Genomic DNA, 15,649 nt, shown 5'->3' with positions numbered 1-15,649 from the left:
TCGAAGTGCATGGTCGTTAAACCTGCCTCCGCACGACCCGGCGCCCTTACGCCGGCGCAAGGCTATTGTTCCCGGCCGACCGCATTTTTCCATTCATCGCAGCAATCGTTCTGCTGCCGCCGGCAAATGCACGAGGGATAGCCTCAACGATTTGCAGGCTGCCGGTCTCCGACGCACCGACGTCAGCTAATTGTCGCCTGGCGTCGCGCCGGCGCAAAAAAAGCCCCGCGTGAGCGGGGCAAGGATGGAAAGGCGGATTGGGGCGTGCATTCCCATCATCCTCGCGCGTAACTCGGCGGCGGCGGAAAAGTTCCAGCTGCCGATACAAATCTCTGAAATTTTCCAGAACGCGGCGAAGCCCGCGAGCTTTCAAGAGACGGAGCAAACGAAACCTGGCTACACGAAATTCTTGCCACCCTCTGTAAAGATCAAATTTTAGCATATGCTAACGAACAAAATGGCGGCGTGCAGGTTTTCCTCTTAAGGAGGAAACAGACATGAAGACCATGAACAATCGCCAAGTTCGCATTCCCGGCCCGCGAGAGCACGATGTTGCCGAACATTGCCGCAAGTTCGGGATCGGCCCGGCGGAGGAGAAGAAGCTGAAGAAGCTTCTCGGCCCCCGCGCGCCGCTCCATGAAATCCACGCCAATGCTCCGCCGCCCCAACCCAAGTGGCGTTAGTCCAGAAGACGTTCTCCAGGAAGCCATCGAACAGAAGGTGAGAGCGGTTCAGTCCACGAAAGCTGAACCGCTCTCCTACGTGAGGGGGTCGCGAAAGGCGGCGCAGATGAGTGCTTCACGCCGCATTACGGCAATGATTCAAAGATTGAGCGAAACGGAAAGTGCCGCGAAGGCGGGTGAAAGAGCTTGTCTTGCCCGGATTTTCAACAATCGATTTTGTTTGGGACCTGGACCGAACTGCTCGGCTTGCTCCATCTGGATTCGCTGAAAGCCCCGCTCCGGCGGGGTTTTCGTTGGCGGTGCGATGGGCCTGTCGGTTTTCGCTCGGCGGGAGCTTATCAGTGTGACGGTCGCAACGTGCCCGGGCAGGTTGTTGATGATCCCTCGGCGAACTTTGCGGGGTCGTGGCGTCGCATTTTTCCGGGGGAACTTCGGACAAGGTCAGGGGTTTTGGCGGCGGATCGCGCGGCAGGTCTCGTCTCCTGTACCACTGCTACCCCTGCAGTTGCTGCGCGATCCACTGATGCAAGCACGATGGTAGGCGCTTTGCTCCCGGCTGTCGCCAGCGGTCGTTCGTCACCTCGGCGTTAGAAGTTCCCGCCTTCGAAGAGGCCCCGATCCGCGTCGACCTCAGCACCTGCGCTGGCCCACGAAGGCACAGGTGCGGGCCACGAAAGCGTGTCAATGCCGTGGGCGCCGCGACAGCATGAGGATGTAATCGTCGGCGATATCGGCAACCACCATGGCGGCTTCAGCCGCCGTATATCCCTTGCCGATGGCGTCGCTGACGATTTTCATGACGGCCGGCTCAAGCGCTTCCCGACAGTCGGACAGAGTTTCGACATGCGGGCATTTTGCACGAAATTCCAAGACATTGTTCATGACATACCCTCCATTTTGATTGAGCTCGGCCCCTATGCATGGAAGCCGGCCTTTCCACGGAAAGGCAGGCAACGGTTCCGGCGAGCTGCTTCAGGAACCAGAAGTGTTTTCCTGAAGCTACGATGGCATAGGCCCCGATGTATTCAAGCGCATGCTGATATTAAGGTAAGCCAGTAGGGTTAATTCGTCCGCTTATGTTGCATCGTGGCATCGAAAGCAGATGCGGGCCAGCCGCGGCTAACGCATCGGCCCGAAAATCGGAATCGATCTTCGGAAGCACGATGCGTCGATCCAAAGTGTTACAGCGCCGCGCGTCTGAAAAGACGCGCGGCGCTGTCATGCATGTCGCTCAAAACTGTGCAGTGGTTTTGGGACGACGGCATGCATTCACGCCTGCGCGGCTTCAGACGCTGATGCGCCGGCCGGCCTTGTCAGCCTCTTTGCGATTGGCGCCGTGCTTTTCGATGATGCCCTTGGCATCCTCGTTGGAAATGCGGTGTTTCTTCGCGAAGTAGATGACGTCGTAGGGCCCGTCAGTCGCGGCCGCTTTGGCCGGCTGGGCCTTTTTCGTTGTGTCATTGGTCATGATTTTTCCTTTCAAGGCAATGTGGCGCCGGACATCAGGTCATCTCGGCGCCTATTCTCTCCGCAACGAGGATCGGAGAACCGGCACTCTCAAACCGGCATCGGTCGAAGAACCGGCTTCGTGCCGTTTTATCGATGCGCCCGGGCCGTCTTGTGTTTTTCCCAGATCTGCGTCGCCTGCGCTGCGATCCCGGTCTTGTGGAAGCGCAGCAGGTGAAGTCCTTCGTTGCGTCGTTTTTCGTCGAAGGCGCTGTTTTCGTAGTCGGAGCCTTCGACAATGCTCTCGCTTTGAAGAACGGCCTTCAATTCCTGCACATAGTGTCCGGTGATGTTGAAAAGGGCTTCATTCTCGGGTGTGTCTGTCATCGTTTTCCCTGTGGGTGGTCGTGTGGCATTGAACGCGATGCTGGTTCAGCAAGCCGCGTTGGTAAGATGCATCAAGCAATCCGCGCCCCTATGGGAAGGCTGGTATCGGACAGCGCTTAGCCGTGTCTGTCTGGAGTTCCATATATCGTGCAGCAAAGCCGCGCCGTGAATCGATGGTGGAGGCGCGGCAGGTCTGAAGACGCCACCTTAAACCACTTGCCGTCCCGATACCACGTCAATCGAAATGCCGAAGAATATGGAGGGAGCAGGGTTGTCTTCGTTTTCCGAGTTTAGAGCAAGCGATCCGGGTTCCCACCAAAACGGTTGCTTTTGCAGCAGAGACCAGGCGTGGAGGCGTTCGTCATGCCGGGCCGGCGTATCGGGCAGCTCATCATAGGTGCCTTGAACAAGCACGCTCTTCCACGTTCGGTTTTCGCCGAATTCTTCAACCTGAACACAGGCGGGTGAATGGGCCCGCAATAGATCAACCTTCAGGCCCGGCATGGAAAACATGAAAAGCCGGTCTTTTTCATAGGCATACTGAATGGGAACGATATAGGGATATTTTTCGCCGAGACATGCCAGGTGGCCACGGGTGTGGCCTGCCAGAAAGGCGAGGCAGTCTTGTTCACCCATTTCTCGCAGTTGCATCGCATTATCCAATTCCGTCAGCGTTTCAGCCCTTGGCTCGATCGGCAGCAGAGCGTCTTGGCTCGCCGCAACAGTCTTCCAGCGCTTACCAGAAGACATCGTTGAGAATGATATAGACGATAAAGGCAAGACAGATTGCCGGTGTCGATTTCACCAGAAAGTCGATATACCGGAACCTGCCGATATGCTGAGCCACGCGTTTCCACGAATGGATGTTTACCGTGGAAGACATCATGCCCTCCTTTGGTTGGGGCCGGGTAACTCTGATTACCCCGGGAAGCAGCACCCGTTCACAAACTGCCACTACACCAGATATGGGCGCCAAACATCTGCGCTGCAAGGCGTGGCGGATTGCCGGTCCGACAGTGAGATCCCGCTGCTGTGCACGATCGCAAGGGGCGGCGCGCAGGTGCCAGGATTGCTGGGCACTTCCATACAGAATTGCGCTTCTACCTCAACCATTGCTTCGATCAGTTTCAGCCGATCGAGCTTCCGCCGTTGATCGTCGTAGAGCCTGCTGAGCAGCGCATAGGCCGATCCGGAGGGTCTGCCTTTGCGCAATAGTTTCCTGATCAGCATTTCCTGATCGGCAACGCGATGCGCCGCCTTCACGATATGGCGACGTGCCAGCTTCAAGTCTTTCGGGCGGTATCGTGTCGAAACCATTCTTTTCTCCCCCTGTCTCATCCGGCAGTAGCAGGATGATCGCCGCTTCAGTTCGCCGACCGCACGCCTGCCAGCGGTCAACGAAAATCTGCGGCCGTGAGCGTGAAGTTGTTTCCGCGCCTATGCTGATAGGCCCGCGATGCGGCTTCCTGAATGGAAGAACGCGCGGCATCAAAGGCATTGAGGTATGCGGCCTCGGAAGAATTGTGGGTGATCGCGCTGCCGAGGGCTGCTTCTTCGACCAGAAACCTGACTTCGAACATGCCGTCATAGCCGGTGAAGCGGACACCTTTTCGCGCTTCGTCGAAGCTGCGGCTTCTGTTGGGGAAAATAAGTGTCATTGCGGTTATCCTTGGAAGTGGGCGCGGCCGACCTGCGGAACTCGGGCACCGGTGATGATGATGGATGCACGAGGGAGCGAGCAGCTTGATGCCAGATGGTTGGCCATCAGCCTGCCTGCATGTCCGAGCGTCGGCAGATCTTAATGGATCGTCTGCACGATCACCCGGTTTTCAAGCAAAGCTTCCGATGTCTTGATCAAGCGCATCGTACCCGTGATAACCTCATCGGAATAGAGCGAATCCGCACGGGAAATTTCGTCCGTCATATCGCGGAGGACTTTGTTGATCTCCAGCAGTGGCGGCACGAATTCCACCAATCCGGCGGCTGCCAGCCCGTGCGTCAAGCGCGCGATCGCCTCCCTCAGGTGATCGACCAGTGCACGCCTTTCCATCGGCAGTGCCGACGGCTTCGTGAGGGTCGCTTCATCGTTGAACTGCATGATGCGAATCCTCCTGTCACTAAAATGGGTTCCGCCACGGCATTATCAATGGCTGCCGCCGAATGAGGTTGCGGTGAGGTGGTAATGAGCGCAAGCTGATTCATCGGCGGGCACGATACGGGCACCGCTGCTTGGGGCGCGGCAGTAAACCCTGACGCCAGTCAACCCTAGCCCCAACGAAGGAGGACGCCATGTCTTCCACATCAGATCAGTTTTTCGGTGTCGACAATTTGAGGATGCTCGATCGTATCCTGCGAAAGGCCGGCTTTCGCGGCGGCGAAACCCACGCGGCCGATGAGGGTGAGATCACCGCCACAAGTTTCCTCATCGATTGTTTCCAGATGGGCATCGTCGATGAGGCCGCGTTGAGGTCGTCGCTGAAAATGTATCTCGCGACACAGTTGAGTTCGGGCCCGCTTCCGCAGGCAATGGAAGACGCCTCCTTTGCCCGATGGCAGGATGACGGCGGCGCCCCGGTGAAAGCCTATCGGATCGCGCGGTATACGGCGTCCGGGCGTGCGGACGCATCGCTGCGGTCGTCAGGCTATCGTTTTCCCAAAACCAGACTGCCTGAACGAATGTCCGAGATCCCGTGAACGGGCCTGCCGCGATGTCGCCGATACCCCTCGATCGATCGTCGCGATGACATGACGGACAAGGAAGAAGACATGTCTGGGATTCCCGCCGATCAAAAGGACAGGGCCAGGAAAAGCAAAATCATCGCCTTCCTGCGGAAAATCGCAACCTTAAGCCCGACTGCAGACGATCTCATAGCGCAGGCGCGTCAAGCGCGGTCATCGTCGGCGGAGGAGGGGATCGATAGCGCCGACAGGCAAGCCTATGGTCTGGCGCGTCCACACAAAGGTGCGTTCGATAACGCGACCGCATTCAGCGCTTCCAGCTACGACCATGATCTTCCGACGCGGCAGCAATTGGAGGCCGCGCAACGCAGCCAATCCGATGCGGCAAAACAGCAGGAAGCAAACCGCCAAAGCGGCAGATTCCGCATGCGCGCAAAGAGCACGAAGCTGAAATCTCCCTGAGCAGCAAATAGAAGAGCGGGTGGCGTCCTAAAGATTTCTTCGCCGACTGAGCGGTGCTTGGCTCCAAGGTCTTTCCGCACCGGTCCGTCGAAAAGCCCGCCTCAGGCAGGCTTTTCCTGTATGCGGCAAAAGCTCGGGCGACCGTCACGCTGCCCCAAACGGCACGGCGACGAAGGTCTTGTTGCCGTCGCGTTCGACGAGCAGCAGCACCGACTTGCGGCCGGCCTTGCCGGCGTCGGCAATCGCGGTCTTGACGTCACGGGCGTTATGGACCGGTCTGTCATTCACCGCGACGATGACATCGCCGGACTGAATGCCGGCGGCAGCCGCCGACTTGTCCGGGGCGACCTTGGCGACCACCGCGCCACTGATCGAGCGCGGCAGGTTGAGCTGCTGGCGCACGTCGGGTGTCAGGTCGGCAAGGCCGATGCCAAGGCTCGGCTGGCCGCTGCTCTCGCCTTTGCTGGCGGGACTTTCGGCCGCGGCCTGTTTCTGGCCGTCCTGATTGGTGCCGACGGTGACGTTGAGATCGATACTCTTGCCGTCGCGCCAGACGCTGAGAGCTTCCTTAGCACCCGGCGAAAGGTCGGCCACCAGGCGCGACAGGTCTTTCGGCGTCTTGACGCTCTCGCCGCCGACTGAGGTGACGATATCGCCGGGCTTCAGGCCGGCATTGGCCGCCGGCGTATCGTCGGTGACGGCGGCGACCAGCGCGCCGCCGGTCTTGTCGAGGCCGACGGCATCGGCGACATCCCTGGTGACCGGCTGGATCTGCACGCCGAGATAGCCGTGATCGATCGAGCCGTCCTTCTGCAGCTTGGCGACGACTGCCTTCGCCTCATCGGAGGGAATGGCGAAACCGACGCCGACGCTGCCGCCGTTCGGCGAATAGATGGCGGTGTTGATGCCGACGACATTGCCGCTGCGGTCGACCAGCGGGCCGCCGGAATTGCCGTGGTTGATCGGCGCGTCGATCTGGATGAAATCGTCATAGGGCCCGCTGTGCAGGTCGCGGCCGCGCGCCGAGACGATGCCGGCCGTTACTGTGGTGCCGATGCCGAAGGGGTTGCCGATCGCCAGGATCTGGTCACCGAGCTTCAGCCTGTCGGAATCGCCCCAGCCAATGGTTTGCAGCGGCTTGCCCGCCTCTATCTTCAGCACGGCGACATCGGATTTCGGGTCGGTGCCGATCAGCTTGGCCGGCAGTTCGGTGCCGTCATCCAGCGTCACCTTGATGTCGACGGCATTGTCGATGACATGGTTGTTGGTGACGATCACCCCGTCGGGGCTGATGATGAAGCCGGAGCCGAGCGCCATTGCCTGCTGCGACGGCCGGTTTTTCGGCGCCTGGCGCGGCAGCGGGATGCCCTGGTCCTCGAAGAACTGGCGGAACTGCTCGTCCATCGGCGACTCCTGCTCTCCAGCGCTGACATCGGTTGTCTTGACAGTCGTGGTGACGGTGACGACGGCAGGTTTGTCGGCATCGACGATGGAGGCGAAGGAGCCGCTGGGGGCAAGAACGCCGCCGGCGTCGGAAGGCGCGGCAACGGCATTGGAGGCGCTGATGGCGAAGGGCAGGCAGGCTGCGCCGGCGATGATGGCGGCCCCGACAAGGGCGGCAGTGCGATGGTTGCGGAGTGTTGATCCCTTGGACGGTGGTCCCTGGCGAGAGCGTTGGCTTTGGATGGCGTCGTGGTTCCATGTCCTGGGACCTGGCGTCGGATGGCGTTTGGCGCCCAATTCCTCCTGGAAACGCGCAGTCGTCGAGGGGCGGCGACCGGGTGAGAGAAGAATTGGCGCTCGGGATTCATATGATCCCACCAATCCGATTTACAAATTAAAGTTTGATCATGTTTATATTGCCGATTTGTAAGATATGACTGGAATTTAATCTTCGCCCCGATGCTTTCGGGCCGGCTGCCACGCCCTCGGATATTCCGGCCGGCTTTGCCTGGCTTCTCGTCCTCCCGCGATGTTTTTATTCGACAATAAAATAGACTTAGTCACGGAGGCGGTGATCCGATCGCCGCATGCGCTCGTAATTTGCCGTCAGACGATCCTGCTGCTCTTTCTGGAATTGTATTCCGGATTCTGTTGCGAATATAAAATGTTAGTAGACTCTAAATTATTTCTTCTTCAAAAAGTAAAGGCCGCGATTCGAGGGCAGGCGAGTCTCGCGGGACATATAAAGGGGGGATGAGGGCAGCAGTGGAGCGGGGGCGGAAAGCCAGGCGCGGCGCGCATGTGAAGTTGAGCGATGTGGCGAAGAAGGTGGGGGTCAGCCCGATCACGATTTCGCGCGCGCTTCGCAATCCTGAAATCGTCTCTGAGGATCTGCGCCAGACCATCCTGCGCACGGTAGACGAGATGGGATACATCCCCAATCTTGCCGCCCGGGCTCTGGCCGGCCGTCATAACGGCATCATCGGTGTCATCACGCCCGCTTTGCACCAGCATGGCTTTGCCGGCTTGATGATCGGCATCGAGGATTGCCTGCGCGCCACCGAATTCCGCGTGCAATATTCCAGTACGCTCCACCACGCCGACGGCGAGGCCGGCGAGCTCAGGTCCTTCCTGACGCAGAAGCCGGCCGGCGTCATCATCGCCGGCGCCGAATCCTATGGTGATCTCCTGCCGCTGATCGAGAATGCCACCTGTCCGATCGCCCATATCACCGATCTCAGCCAGGAGCCGGCAAGGCTGGTCGTCGGCCTTGATCATCATGAGGCAGGTGCCGAACCCACCCGCTTCCTGCTGTCGAGGGGCTATGAGCGGATCGGCTTCATCGGCCGCGGCACGGATATTCGCTCGCGCCGCCGAAAGGAAGGCTATCAGGCCGCGATGCGGGAAGCCGGCCGTTTCGATCCCGATCTTGCCGTTGGCGGAAATGAGGGAAGCAGCACCGGCCTTGGCAGGGAATTGTTTGCCCGTCTGTTGCAGCGCGTGCCCGATATCGATGCCGTCTTTGCCCAAAGCGATGATCTGGCGCTCGGCGTCCTCATCGAATGCACCGCGCGCGGCATCCGCGTGCCGGAGGATGTCGGCATCTGCGGCTTCAACGATCTGGAATTTTCAGCCTTCACCCAGCCGACGCTGACGACCGTGCAGATTCCACGCTACGAAATCGGCTACCGCGTCGCCGACATGCTGCTGCGCGCCGTCCGCGACGAACCGCCCGGCGAAGACAAGGTCGATTGCGGCTTCTCGATCATCCCACGCGGCTCGACGCGATAATCCGAGACGATCTGCCGAATGAAATGCCACTGAACTGTCGGCATATGCTCGAGCTAGGCACAGCCCAGATCATTCCCTATATCGAGGGAATGATGATCACTGTGCTGAAAAATGGATAATACGGGACTGTCTCTCGACAGAATGCGCACCTTTGTCCGCGTCGCCGAACGCGGCAACTTGTCGATGGTCGCAAGAGAGCTGGGTATCGGTCAATCCACCGTGACGCGGCACCTCAATGAACTGGAGCAGGCTGTCGGCGTACCGCTTCTCAGCCGCACCACGCGCCGCGTCACCCTTACGGATGAAGGCAGCCGCTATTATACCAATTGCCTGCAGATATTACGCCTGGTCGAACAGGCTGCTGAAGAAGCAAGAGATGCCCGTCAGGCCCCCGCGGGCGCTGTTCGGCTTTCCTGTACGGCAGCGCTCGGCGTGATGCACATCACGCGCCTGATCTTTGATTTCCAGGACAAGCATCCGGACATCCGGGTCGACCTCAACCTGACGGACGAGCGTATCGACCTGGTTCGCGAAGGCGTCGACGTCGCACTCCGTCTCGGGCCTCTCGCCGACAGCGCGATGAAACTTCATGCGCTCGGAGAAAGCCATCGGCTGCTGGTGGGCGCTCCGACCTATTTGTCCGTCCATGGACGGCCCGAACGCCCAGCCGATCTGTCACGCTACGAAACCGTGGTGATGTCCAATGTGGCCGGCAGCGATCAGCTCGTTCTTTCCTCTCCTGATGGCACAAGCCTGATGATCCCTGTCAGCGGCAAGTTGCGCGTCGATCACGGGCTTGCGGCGCGCGAAGCCCTTGCCGCCGGACGCGGCATTGGTCCCGCACACCTCTGGTTGGTCCACGATCTTCTGGATGACGGCGAGCTCGAGGTCGTGCTTGGCGACTATCGTCCTTTACCGGTTCCGGTGAGCTTGCTGATCGTTCCGGAGCGTGCAGCCATTGCTCGCGTTCGGCTTCTGGTCGACTTTCTCGTCGCCGAGATTTCCAGATTACCGGGAATCCGGCCGTCGTAAGTCTTTGTTTATGAGCATGTCGTTATCGCAAATCGCTGCCATATTTACGCAACATGCTTCAAAGTCCGAAGGACCGCTTATCGCCACGCCACCCCGTCTTCCTTAGAAACTGCTCCCAGTTGAGCGTGTCGGGGTTCAGGCGACGGCTCCATTCAAGATCGTGCTCCTTGCCGAAATAGCCATAGTCGACAGCATATTCGACCATCCCCAGAATCTCTCGAACGAGAAGTTCGTTGGCGCCAAACTCTGGAAAATAGTGCAGCAGGCCATCCCGGGTGAAAGCGTTTCGATACGCGGCCTTGAGCCCGGTCACGCGCTGAAAGGTTTCGACCATCTCGCGCGGAGAAATGATGTCGCCTACGATCGGCAGCGTTTTGCCGTTGTAACGCTCGGGGTTTGCGAAAATTTCAAGCACGACCGGCCCGGTCGCCGTCAGCGGATCGACAAAAGGCGCTCGGAAATCTTCAGGAAGATAGACCGGCAGGAGCAGCGTATCGCCCTCCATGCGCGGCACATAATATTCGAGCAGATTCGTGTAGAAGAATGCCGGCATGACGAAGTAATGAGAGATCGGCAGGCCGCGAATATAGTCTGCAACGCGCGCCTTGTCGGTAAAATGCGGTGCATATTTCGTGCCACTGGTGATCTTGTCGACATTCTCAAGCGTGCTGAAAACAATATGCCCGACGCCGGCCTCAACGGCGGCATCCGCCAGTTGCCTGCCGAGAGGAGCCTCGATCGTCTCCGGCGGGGCGATCGGCGGTGTCATCAGAAATGCGCCATCCGCGCCTTTGAAGGCGGCAACGAGGTCCCTTTGACGGCCAAGTTCGAGAGGGACGGCTAGGATTTCAGCACCGCATTCCTCCAGACGTAACGCTTCAGGCGAATCCTTCTTTCGGGTGAAAGCACGCACCCGGAAACGCTGGCTCTCAAGGAGTGCCGCGGCGACGCTGCGCCCCTGTTTGCTCGTTGCACCGACAATCGCGATCAGTGGTTTTTCATGTGCAGACATAGAGTTTTGAACCTTTCCCTGTCATTGACGCCGACTGCGGTGCCGGGCGTCATTTTGCGGGAGAGCGGTCGACCTGTGCCGAGAGCCCACCTCAATGGCGGGCACCTTATCGCAACAGGTTCTATTGCTGTAGAAATCTGAAATGCATAACATAATGCCATTTTATGGATAGATGGCTGCCGGCCAGGCGCCGATACAAATCGGTTCGCCTCTGGATCGGAAGCGCCTAAAGCGGCCCATGGACTTCTGCCGGCGCTCTTTCTCTGACCGATCAAGGGATCAGCAGGATACTGCCCGCCGAGCGTCCGGATTCCATCTCTTCGTGCGCCTTCGCAACATCGGCCAAACGATATTCGGCACCGATCTGCGAGACGATCCCTGTTTCCATCGCGCCGACGGCAGCCAGAGCAGCCTCGCGATACTGTCCGACGTCAGCGCACCAGGCCATGATGCTCGGATGGCAGAGCGCCTTGCCCGGGCGAAGTTCCTCGACGGGCACTGGTGGAATAGCACCGGCGGCCTGACCGATGGTGACAGCCATGCCGAATGGGCGGACGGAGCGTATGCTCTTGAGAAGCGTGTCGCCGCCGATCCCGTCATAGGCGACGTCGGCACCAAGCCCGTTCGTCAGCCGCTTCACGTCCGCGACGATATCGGCGTCTCGTCCAACAATGAGGTGATCGGCTCCGTAAGATGCGGCGAGGGCAGCCTTTTCGGAGGAGCCGACCGTCCCGATCACCGTGGCATCGAGCGATCTGGCCCAACGAACGAGGATGCTCCCCAGACCGCCCGCGGCCGCATGGACCAGAACCTGGGTTCCTGCGCGCACATCATAGGTCTTCTTCAACAGCATGTAGGCGGTCATGCCTTTGAGGAGCGAACTCGCTGCCGTTTTCGCTGAAACGGCATCCGGAAGCTTGATCGCCCTTTCGGCGGCAATGTTCCTCGTGGAGCGATAGGCGCCAACCGGAGGCCCGGCATAAGCAACGCGGTCACCCATTTGGAACATGGAGACGCCAGGGCCGACGTCTTCGACGATACCCGCCGCCTCGGCGCCGATCACCGAGGGGTAAGAAGGCATGGGGTAGATGCCCTTGCGGTGATAGACGTCGAGAAAGTTGGTTCCGATTGCCTGATGACGGATTTTTAACTCGCCATCGCCGGGAGGTTCAGAATGGTGATGCTCCTCGACATGGAACTGGGTGACGTCACCGGGGGCGTTCAGCCATATGATTTGGTCGGTCATCTCCAGTGCTCCTTCATGGGCACAAATTATCCGATGGCTTAATGTGTGAAAATTCCCTATTGATTCACAATGATTGGGAGAGAATTCACAAAGATCGACTGGGACGACCTTCGGCATTTCCTGGCGCTCGCGCAGTCCGGAACCTTGCTTGGTGCCGCAAAGCAACTCGGCGTCGAACACGCGACGATCAGCCGGCGCATTTCGTCGCTTGAAGCCAGTCTGGGACGCAAGCTCGTGGACCGCCGCGGAAGGCGCATCATATTGACCTCGGACGGAGAGCAGGTTGCCAGGCACGCTGCTCTTGTCGCGGCGCAGACCGCGGCAATCGAGCAGCTTGGTCGCAGCAGCGCCACGGAATTGCGCGGCCATGTGAGGATCAGCGCGCCTCCCGCGCTCTCAAGCGTGCTCCTGGCAAAGCCGATCGCGGCCCTCAGGCGAGACCATCCCGGTGTTGAGATCACGCTTGTCGGAGAAAAGCGCCTCGCCTCCCTCAACAGACGAGAGGCGGATATTGCCGTGCGAATGTCGCGTCCCGAGGACGGCGATTACGCCATCGTCAAGCTCGGCGAGACAAGCTTCCATCTCTACGCATCAAAGACCTATCTCGAAACGGTTCCACCGTCGGACTGGACCTTCATCGGTTACGACGAAACCATGAACGCCTCGCCGCAACAGCTGCGGCTGATCCAACTGGCCGCCGGCCGGCCGATCGCCGTGAGGTCGTCCGTTCTGGAATTCCAGGCCGCAACCGCAAGCCTTGGCGCCGGCGTCGTCATGCTCCCCGATTTCGCCGCCCCGGAGTCCAGCGGTCTCCAGCGCATCGAGACCGAACAGGCGTTGACAAGAGAGGTCTGGCTGGTTGTGCATTCGGATATCAAAGACGTCCCCTCCGTCCGCGTCGTCGTCGATTCGCTGAAAAACGCTTTGGGGAAGTAGTGCTCAGTTGCCGGCCGCAGTGGGCTGGAAGCAGTCATTGAACAGGTCGCCATAAAGAGGCATTCTGCAAGCCTTCACAAAGCTATCGAGAGATCGTTGCATGCTCCGAAAAGCGGTCGCGAGTGACCTCATGGCGCTCAAAGTTGTCCGTTCTTCCGTCGTCGAAAACGTATTGGCTAACCCCTCAATGGTCACAGATCATGATTATGAGTGGTATGTGAGAAATCCGGGTGTGGCTGTTTGGGAAGAGAACGGCGATTTGGTCGGCTTTTCTGCGGCTGACCCACGCAACGGAAACATTTGGGCGCTCTTTGTCGCTCCCGGATTCGAAAGAAAAGGAATTGGCTCGATTCTGCTGGCCGAAGCCTGCGCCTGCCTCAAATCTGCGGGCATCGAACGCGCTTGGCTCACCACCGATCCAAACACCCGAGCCGAGAGATTTTATCGAGCGGCTGGTTGGGAACATGTCGGCGAAAAGGAGAATGAGCTTCTTTTCGAACGATCACTCTGAGTTTTGCGCGACTATCTGCCGAGACGGTTCGGTCCGAAGCCAGCGGTGTTGTCAGCGATCAATGGTCGGCGCGAAGTGGTTGTCTAGCAGGCAGTGAAAGAACTTCCGCTGCCGATGATCCAAAGTCCGCTTCATGCCGAAAGCCGAAGTTCGCGCTCACCGACCTTCCCGAGTCGATTCATTCCAATTGGCGGATTGGAAGGCTTTGAAAGTGTTCTACCGTTTCGTCAAGTTGCACCCAATTATGTTTCGATTGTTCGAAGACTGATAGGGCAGGTGGCGTGAAGGCCGGGTCGGCAAGGGAGCCTACCGCCACCCCGATCCAGGACGGCGCAGCATCGGCCTTCCAATAGACGGTCGAGCCGCATGTTGGGCAAAAATGCATTCGAACCTTGCGACCGCTCTCGGCGGTACGAATGAATTCTGTAGATGTTCCAGATATTTCGACACAGGCAATCGAGTAGAAAGCATTTGCGCTGAACGGCGCACCCGTTCTGCGCTGGCAGGCCAAACAGTGGCAGAGAGCTGTCAGTTGTGGCGGCTCGCTGAGTATCAGTCTCAGAGCGCCGCAGGCGCATTGGGCATTGGCCATGGAAACTCCTCCCGCTTGCACGTTGAAATTAAGTTGAATGGGGGAAAGCGCAGGCCCGAACCGCAAATGGTGAGGGTGGGCGATGCGAAGGGGCTGAGACCCGATATAATTTCAGCCTCACAGAAGCTCAAATGTAGATCGCGGAAATGTTGAAGTCTAGAAGAAAGCCATCTGACCGCTACGGGCCGGAAGCGGATGCGGAGCCCTCATCGGCCCCGTCGCATCGTCGGCGGCGCCTTTCAGGACTTTATCGGATACCCTCGTGAGCACCACCCGGGCGTTAGGTCGTCGAGCGAGTTTTCGTTGTCAATGCACGACTTGGGAAGCAACCGACATCAATTCCTGGGAATTCGGTGCCTGGAATGTCTGGAGCCCAGCCTCCAGAACTTCAGTGAAGCTCCAGCGTACGATACCCTCCCGGTCGATTAGGAACTGACCGACAAGCTGCCCGTGGTCGGCAGTCATCATCTGCTGATCGGCTTCCGTAATTTGATATCCTTCCTTCTTGTTTAAAAATTCGTCCATTGCCATCACCCCCATAGGCTCGGGCAACTCGCCCGGAAGATCGATCCGTATCGCCATGGCCGTGTCGATCCCGACCTCGCGTAAGCCAAAGGCTTGGTGCGAAGCCCGTACCGGGTCGGAAGCAGCAAGAAGATCGGGTATCGGATGGTAACGGAAATAGAGCCGTGCGCGCTCGACCGGGGTGTTTACCACCGCCAGGGATTGGACGCCTTTCTCACGCAGCACCGGGTTGAGATATGCCATGGCCGCGACATGCCGCCGGCAGAACGGACAATGCAGGCCTCGAAACAAACCGATCAACAATGGGCTTCGGCCACGAAAATCATCAAGTGCGATCTTCCCCTCGCGCGAGATCGCATCAAACACAACGTTCGGGACCCGGTCGCCCGGTTGTAGCGGATGGTCGACATAGAGCGTGGACATGGACAACCTCCTCGCTCGGGGATCAGTCGAGAAAAGGCGCCACGTCAAATGCTTCGAGGTCTAGATTGAGTGTTGCAAGGCCTGACCTCTCGTCTTACCGCACCGCCAGGATCCGATCTAAGAATGACCCCACATTGGCCCGCGGGCAAGCGGAAAACAGCGAGTATTGAATTGAAAAAGTCCGGTTTCTGCAGATTCTGTTTTTTAGCGGCCGGAGAGGCCGACTCAAAAATGAGCTGGGGGACCTGCCAATTTTGTGTTCAAGCGGCGTGGGGCCGCGTAGCGGAAGTGGCACACAGAGCGGCTCGATCACATTGATAGGGAAAGTCATTGCTGTTGATCACTGCGGCGGTTTCGCCAGTCGCTTTGAGTTTCTCGCCCTGCTGTCACAGCACGTCCAGTTTTCGGCGGATTCGTGCCAGTCGCCATCCTACGCCGCACCACCAGTTGTACTGTAAGAAGTGATTTGCCACGCGCCGCA

The 15,649-nt window shown here is 58.9% G+C and carries 20 protein-coding genes; 7 read left to right on the top strand and 13 right to left on the bottom strand.

Annotated elements, in window-relative coordinates; genetic code table 11:
* The first annotated feature begins 497 nt into the window (after positions 1-497).
* A complete protein-coding gene (locus tag HFO99_RS24830; protein ID WP_222298712.1) occupies positions 498-683 on the top strand; it encodes a hypothetical protein in 186 nt (61 codons plus the stop codon).
* Between the two features lie 681 nt (positions 684-1,364).
* Here the strand turns inward: HFO99_RS24830 and HFO99_RS24825 are convergent.
* The 8 genes from HFO99_RS24825 to HFO99_RS24790 form a co-directional block, all read right to left on the bottom strand.
* Complete coding sequence (locus HFO99_RS24825) at positions 1,365-1,565, bottom strand: hypothetical protein (RefSeq protein WP_164578204.1); 201 nt, start codon at positions 1,563-1,565, stop codon at positions 1,365-1,367.
* A 403-nt stretch (positions 1,566-1,968) separates the two neighbouring features.
* Entirely contained in the window at positions 1,969-2,151 is a 183-nt protein-coding gene (locus HFO99_RS24820) for a hypothetical protein (RefSeq protein ID WP_017963406.1), read from the bottom strand.
* A 128-nt stretch (positions 2,152-2,279) separates the two neighbouring features.
* Positions 2,280-2,516: a hypothetical protein gene (locus tag HFO99_RS24815; RefSeq protein WP_162119610.1), complete on the bottom strand. Its 237-nt coding sequence runs from the start codon at positions 2,514-2,516 to the stop codon at positions 2,280-2,282.
* A gap of 207 nt (positions 2,517-2,723) precedes the next feature.
* A complete protein-coding gene (locus tag HFO99_RS24810) occupies positions 2,724-3,167 on the bottom strand; it encodes a pyridoxamine 5'-phosphate oxidase family protein (protein ID WP_222333081.1) in 444 nt (147 codons plus the stop codon).
* A gap of 85 nt (positions 3,168-3,252) precedes the next feature.
* Positions 3,253-3,399 (bottom strand): hypothetical protein, encoded by a 147-nt coding sequence (locus HFO99_RS24805; RefSeq protein WP_168272369.1) that lies wholly within the window; start codon positions 3,397-3,399, stop codon positions 3,253-3,255.
* A 71-nt stretch (positions 3,400-3,470) separates the two neighbouring features.
* On the bottom strand, positions 3,471-3,833 hold the full coding sequence (locus HFO99_RS24800; protein ID WP_222364188.1) for a hypothetical protein: 363 nt from the start codon (positions 3,831-3,833) through the stop codon (positions 3,471-3,473).
* Positions 3,834-3,910: 77 nt separating this feature from the next.
* A complete protein-coding gene (locus HFO99_RS24795) occupies positions 3,911-4,174 on the bottom strand; it encodes a DUF1488 domain-containing protein (protein ID WP_017963411.1) in 264 nt (87 codons plus the stop codon).
* A gap of 140 nt (positions 4,175-4,314) precedes the next feature.
* On the bottom strand, positions 4,315-4,614 hold the full coding sequence (locus HFO99_RS24790) for a hypothetical protein (RefSeq protein ID WP_168272371.1): 300 nt from the start codon (positions 4,612-4,614) through the stop codon (positions 4,315-4,317).
* Positions 4,615-4,805: 191 nt separating this feature from the next.
* Here HFO99_RS24790 and HFO99_RS24785 point away from each other — a divergent pair, with 191 nt between their 5' ends.
* Entirely contained in the window at positions 4,806-5,210 is a 405-nt protein-coding gene (locus tag HFO99_RS24785) for a hypothetical protein (RefSeq protein WP_170258692.1), read from the top strand.
* Positions 5,211-5,282: 72 nt separating this feature from the next.
* A complete protein-coding gene (locus HFO99_RS24780; RefSeq protein ID WP_222364474.1) occupies positions 5,283-5,657 on the top strand; it encodes a hypothetical protein in 375 nt (124 codons plus the stop codon).
* Between the two features lie 144 nt (positions 5,658-5,801).
* Here the strand turns inward: HFO99_RS24780 and HFO99_RS24775 are convergent, their stop codons facing one another.
* Positions 5,802-7,343: a DegQ family serine endoprotease gene (locus HFO99_RS24775; protein WP_222364472.1), complete on the bottom strand. Its 1,542-nt coding sequence runs from the start codon at positions 7,341-7,343 to the stop codon at positions 5,802-5,804.
* A 510-nt stretch (positions 7,344-7,853) separates the two neighbouring features.
* Here HFO99_RS24775 and HFO99_RS24770 point away from each other — a divergent pair.
* On the top strand, positions 7,854-8,891 hold the full coding sequence (locus HFO99_RS24770) for a LacI family DNA-binding transcriptional regulator (protein ID WP_222364186.1): 1,038 nt from the start codon (positions 7,854-7,856) through the stop codon (positions 8,889-8,891).
* Positions 8,892-9,002: 111 nt separating this feature from the next.
* Entirely contained in the window at positions 9,003-9,923 is a 921-nt protein-coding gene (locus HFO99_RS24765; RefSeq protein WP_222364184.1) for a LysR family transcriptional regulator, read from the top strand.
* Between the two features lie 58 nt (positions 9,924-9,981).
* Here the strand turns inward: HFO99_RS24765 and HFO99_RS24760 are convergent, their stop codons facing one another.
* Together HFO99_RS24760 and HFO99_RS24755 are read right to left on the bottom strand one after the other, a co-directional pair.
* Positions 9,982-10,935 carry an NmrA/HSCARG family protein gene (locus HFO99_RS24760; RefSeq protein WP_222364183.1) on the bottom strand — a complete coding sequence of 318 codons (954 nt, stop codon included), beginning with the start codon at positions 10,933-10,935 and terminating at the stop codon, positions 9,982-9,984.
* Positions 10,936-11,206: 271 nt separating this feature from the next.
* Entirely contained in the window at positions 11,207-12,181 is a 975-nt protein-coding gene (locus HFO99_RS24755; RefSeq protein WP_222364182.1) for a quinone oxidoreductase family protein, read from the bottom strand.
* Positions 12,182-12,250: 69 nt separating this feature from the next.
* Here HFO99_RS24755 and HFO99_RS24750 point away from each other — a divergent pair, with 69 nt between their 5' ends.
* Together HFO99_RS24750 and HFO99_RS24745 are read left to right on the top strand one after the other, a co-directional pair.
* On the top strand, positions 12,251-13,117 hold the full coding sequence (locus HFO99_RS24750) for a LysR family transcriptional regulator (protein WP_222364181.1): 867 nt from the start codon (positions 12,251-12,253) through the stop codon (positions 13,115-13,117).
* Between the two features lie 130 nt (positions 13,118-13,247).
* Positions 13,248-13,628 carry a GNAT family N-acetyltransferase gene (locus HFO99_RS24745; protein WP_245305781.1) on the top strand — a complete coding sequence of 127 codons (381 nt, stop codon included), beginning with the start codon at positions 13,248-13,250 and terminating at the stop codon, positions 13,626-13,628.
* A 178-nt stretch (positions 13,629-13,806) separates the two neighbouring features.
* Here HFO99_RS24745 and HFO99_RS24740 read toward each other — a convergent pair whose 3' ends face one another.
* Positions 13,807-14,220: a GFA family protein gene (locus HFO99_RS24740; protein ID WP_222364179.1), complete on the bottom strand. Its 414-nt coding sequence runs from the start codon at positions 14,218-14,220 to the stop codon at positions 13,807-13,809.
* 306 nt (positions 14,221-14,526) lie between these two features.
* Positions 14,527-15,168 carry a peroxiredoxin-like family protein gene (locus HFO99_RS24735; RefSeq protein WP_221940234.1) on the bottom strand — a complete coding sequence of 214 codons (642 nt, stop codon included), beginning with the start codon at positions 15,166-15,168 and terminating at the stop codon, positions 14,527-14,529.
* Positions 15,169-15,649: the final 481 nt, after the last annotated feature.

The organism is Rhizobium leguminosarum (genome assembly GCF_019798305.1).
In the GTDB taxonomy this organism is placed as follows: domain Bacteria; phylum Pseudomonadota; class Alphaproteobacteria; order Rhizobiales; family Rhizobiaceae; genus Rhizobium; species Rhizobium leguminosarum_U.
The sequence above is the reverse complement of the archived record's forward strand: the minus strand, read 5'-3'. Positions and strand labels throughout refer to the sequence as shown.

Coding starts and splice junctions, on each gene's coding strand:
- HFO99_RS24830 (WP_222298712.1), top strand. CDS start 498: ATGAAGACCATGAACAATCGCCAAGTTCGCATTCCCGGCCCGCGAGAG.
- HFO99_RS24825 (WP_164578204.1), bottom strand. CDS start 1,565: ATGAACAATGTCTTGGAATTTCGTGCAAAATGCCCGCATGTCGAAACT.
- HFO99_RS24820 (WP_017963406.1), bottom strand. CDS start 2,151: ATGACCAATGACACAACGAAAAAGGCCCAGCCGGCCAAAGCGGCCGCG.
- HFO99_RS24815 (WP_162119610.1), bottom strand. CDS start 2,516: ATGACAGACACACCCGAGAATGAAGCCCTTTTCAACATCACCGGACAC.
- HFO99_RS24810 (WP_222333081.1), bottom strand. CDS start 3,167: ATGCAACTGCGAGAAATGGGTGAACAAGACTGCCTCGCCTTTCTGGCA.
- HFO99_RS24805 (WP_168272369.1), bottom strand. CDS start 3,399: ATGTCTTCCACGGTAAACATCCATTCGTGGAAACGCGTGGCTCAGCAT.
- HFO99_RS24800 (WP_222364188.1), bottom strand. CDS start 3,833: ATGGTTTCGACACGATACCGCCCGAAAGACTTGAAGCTGGCACGTCGC.
- HFO99_RS24795 (WP_017963411.1), bottom strand. CDS start 4,174: ATGACACTTATTTTCCCCAACAGAAGCCGCAGCTTCGACGAAGCGCGA.
- HFO99_RS24790 (WP_168272371.1), bottom strand. CDS start 4,614: ATGCAGTTCAACGATGAAGCGACCCTCACGAAGCCGTCGGCACTGCCG.
- HFO99_RS24785 (WP_170258692.1), top strand. CDS start 4,806: ATGTCTTCCACATCAGATCAGTTTTTCGGTGTCGACAATTTGAGGATG.
- HFO99_RS24780 (WP_222364474.1), top strand. CDS start 5,283: ATGTCTGGGATTCCCGCCGATCAAAAGGACAGGGCCAGGAAAAGCAAA.
- HFO99_RS24770 (WP_222364186.1), top strand. CDS start 7,854: ATGAGGGCAGCAGTGGAGCGGGGGCGGAAAGCCAGGCGCGGCGCGCAT.
- HFO99_RS24765 (WP_222364184.1), top strand. CDS start 9,003: ATGGATAATACGGGACTGTCTCTCGACAGAATGCGCACCTTTGTCCGC.
- HFO99_RS24760 (WP_222364183.1), bottom strand. CDS start 10,935: ATGTCTGCACATGAAAAACCACTGATCGCGATTGTCGGTGCAACGAGC.
- HFO99_RS24755 (WP_222364182.1), bottom strand. CDS start 12,181: ATGACCGACCAAATCATATGGCTGAACGCCCCCGGTGACGTCACCCAG.
- HFO99_RS24750 (WP_222364181.1), top strand. CDS start 12,251: ATGATTGGGAGAGAATTCACAAAGATCGACTGGGACGACCTTCGGCAT.
- HFO99_RS24745 (WP_245305781.1), top strand. CDS start 13,248: ATGGCGCTCAAAGTTGTCCGTTCTTCCGTCGTCGAAAACGTATTGGCT.
- HFO99_RS24740 (WP_222364179.1), bottom strand. CDS start 14,220: ATGGCCAATGCCCAATGCGCCTGCGGCGCTCTGAGACTGATACTCAGC.
- HFO99_RS24735 (WP_221940234.1), bottom strand. CDS start 15,168: ATGTCCACGCTCTATGTCGACCATCCGCTACAACCGGGCGACCGGGTC.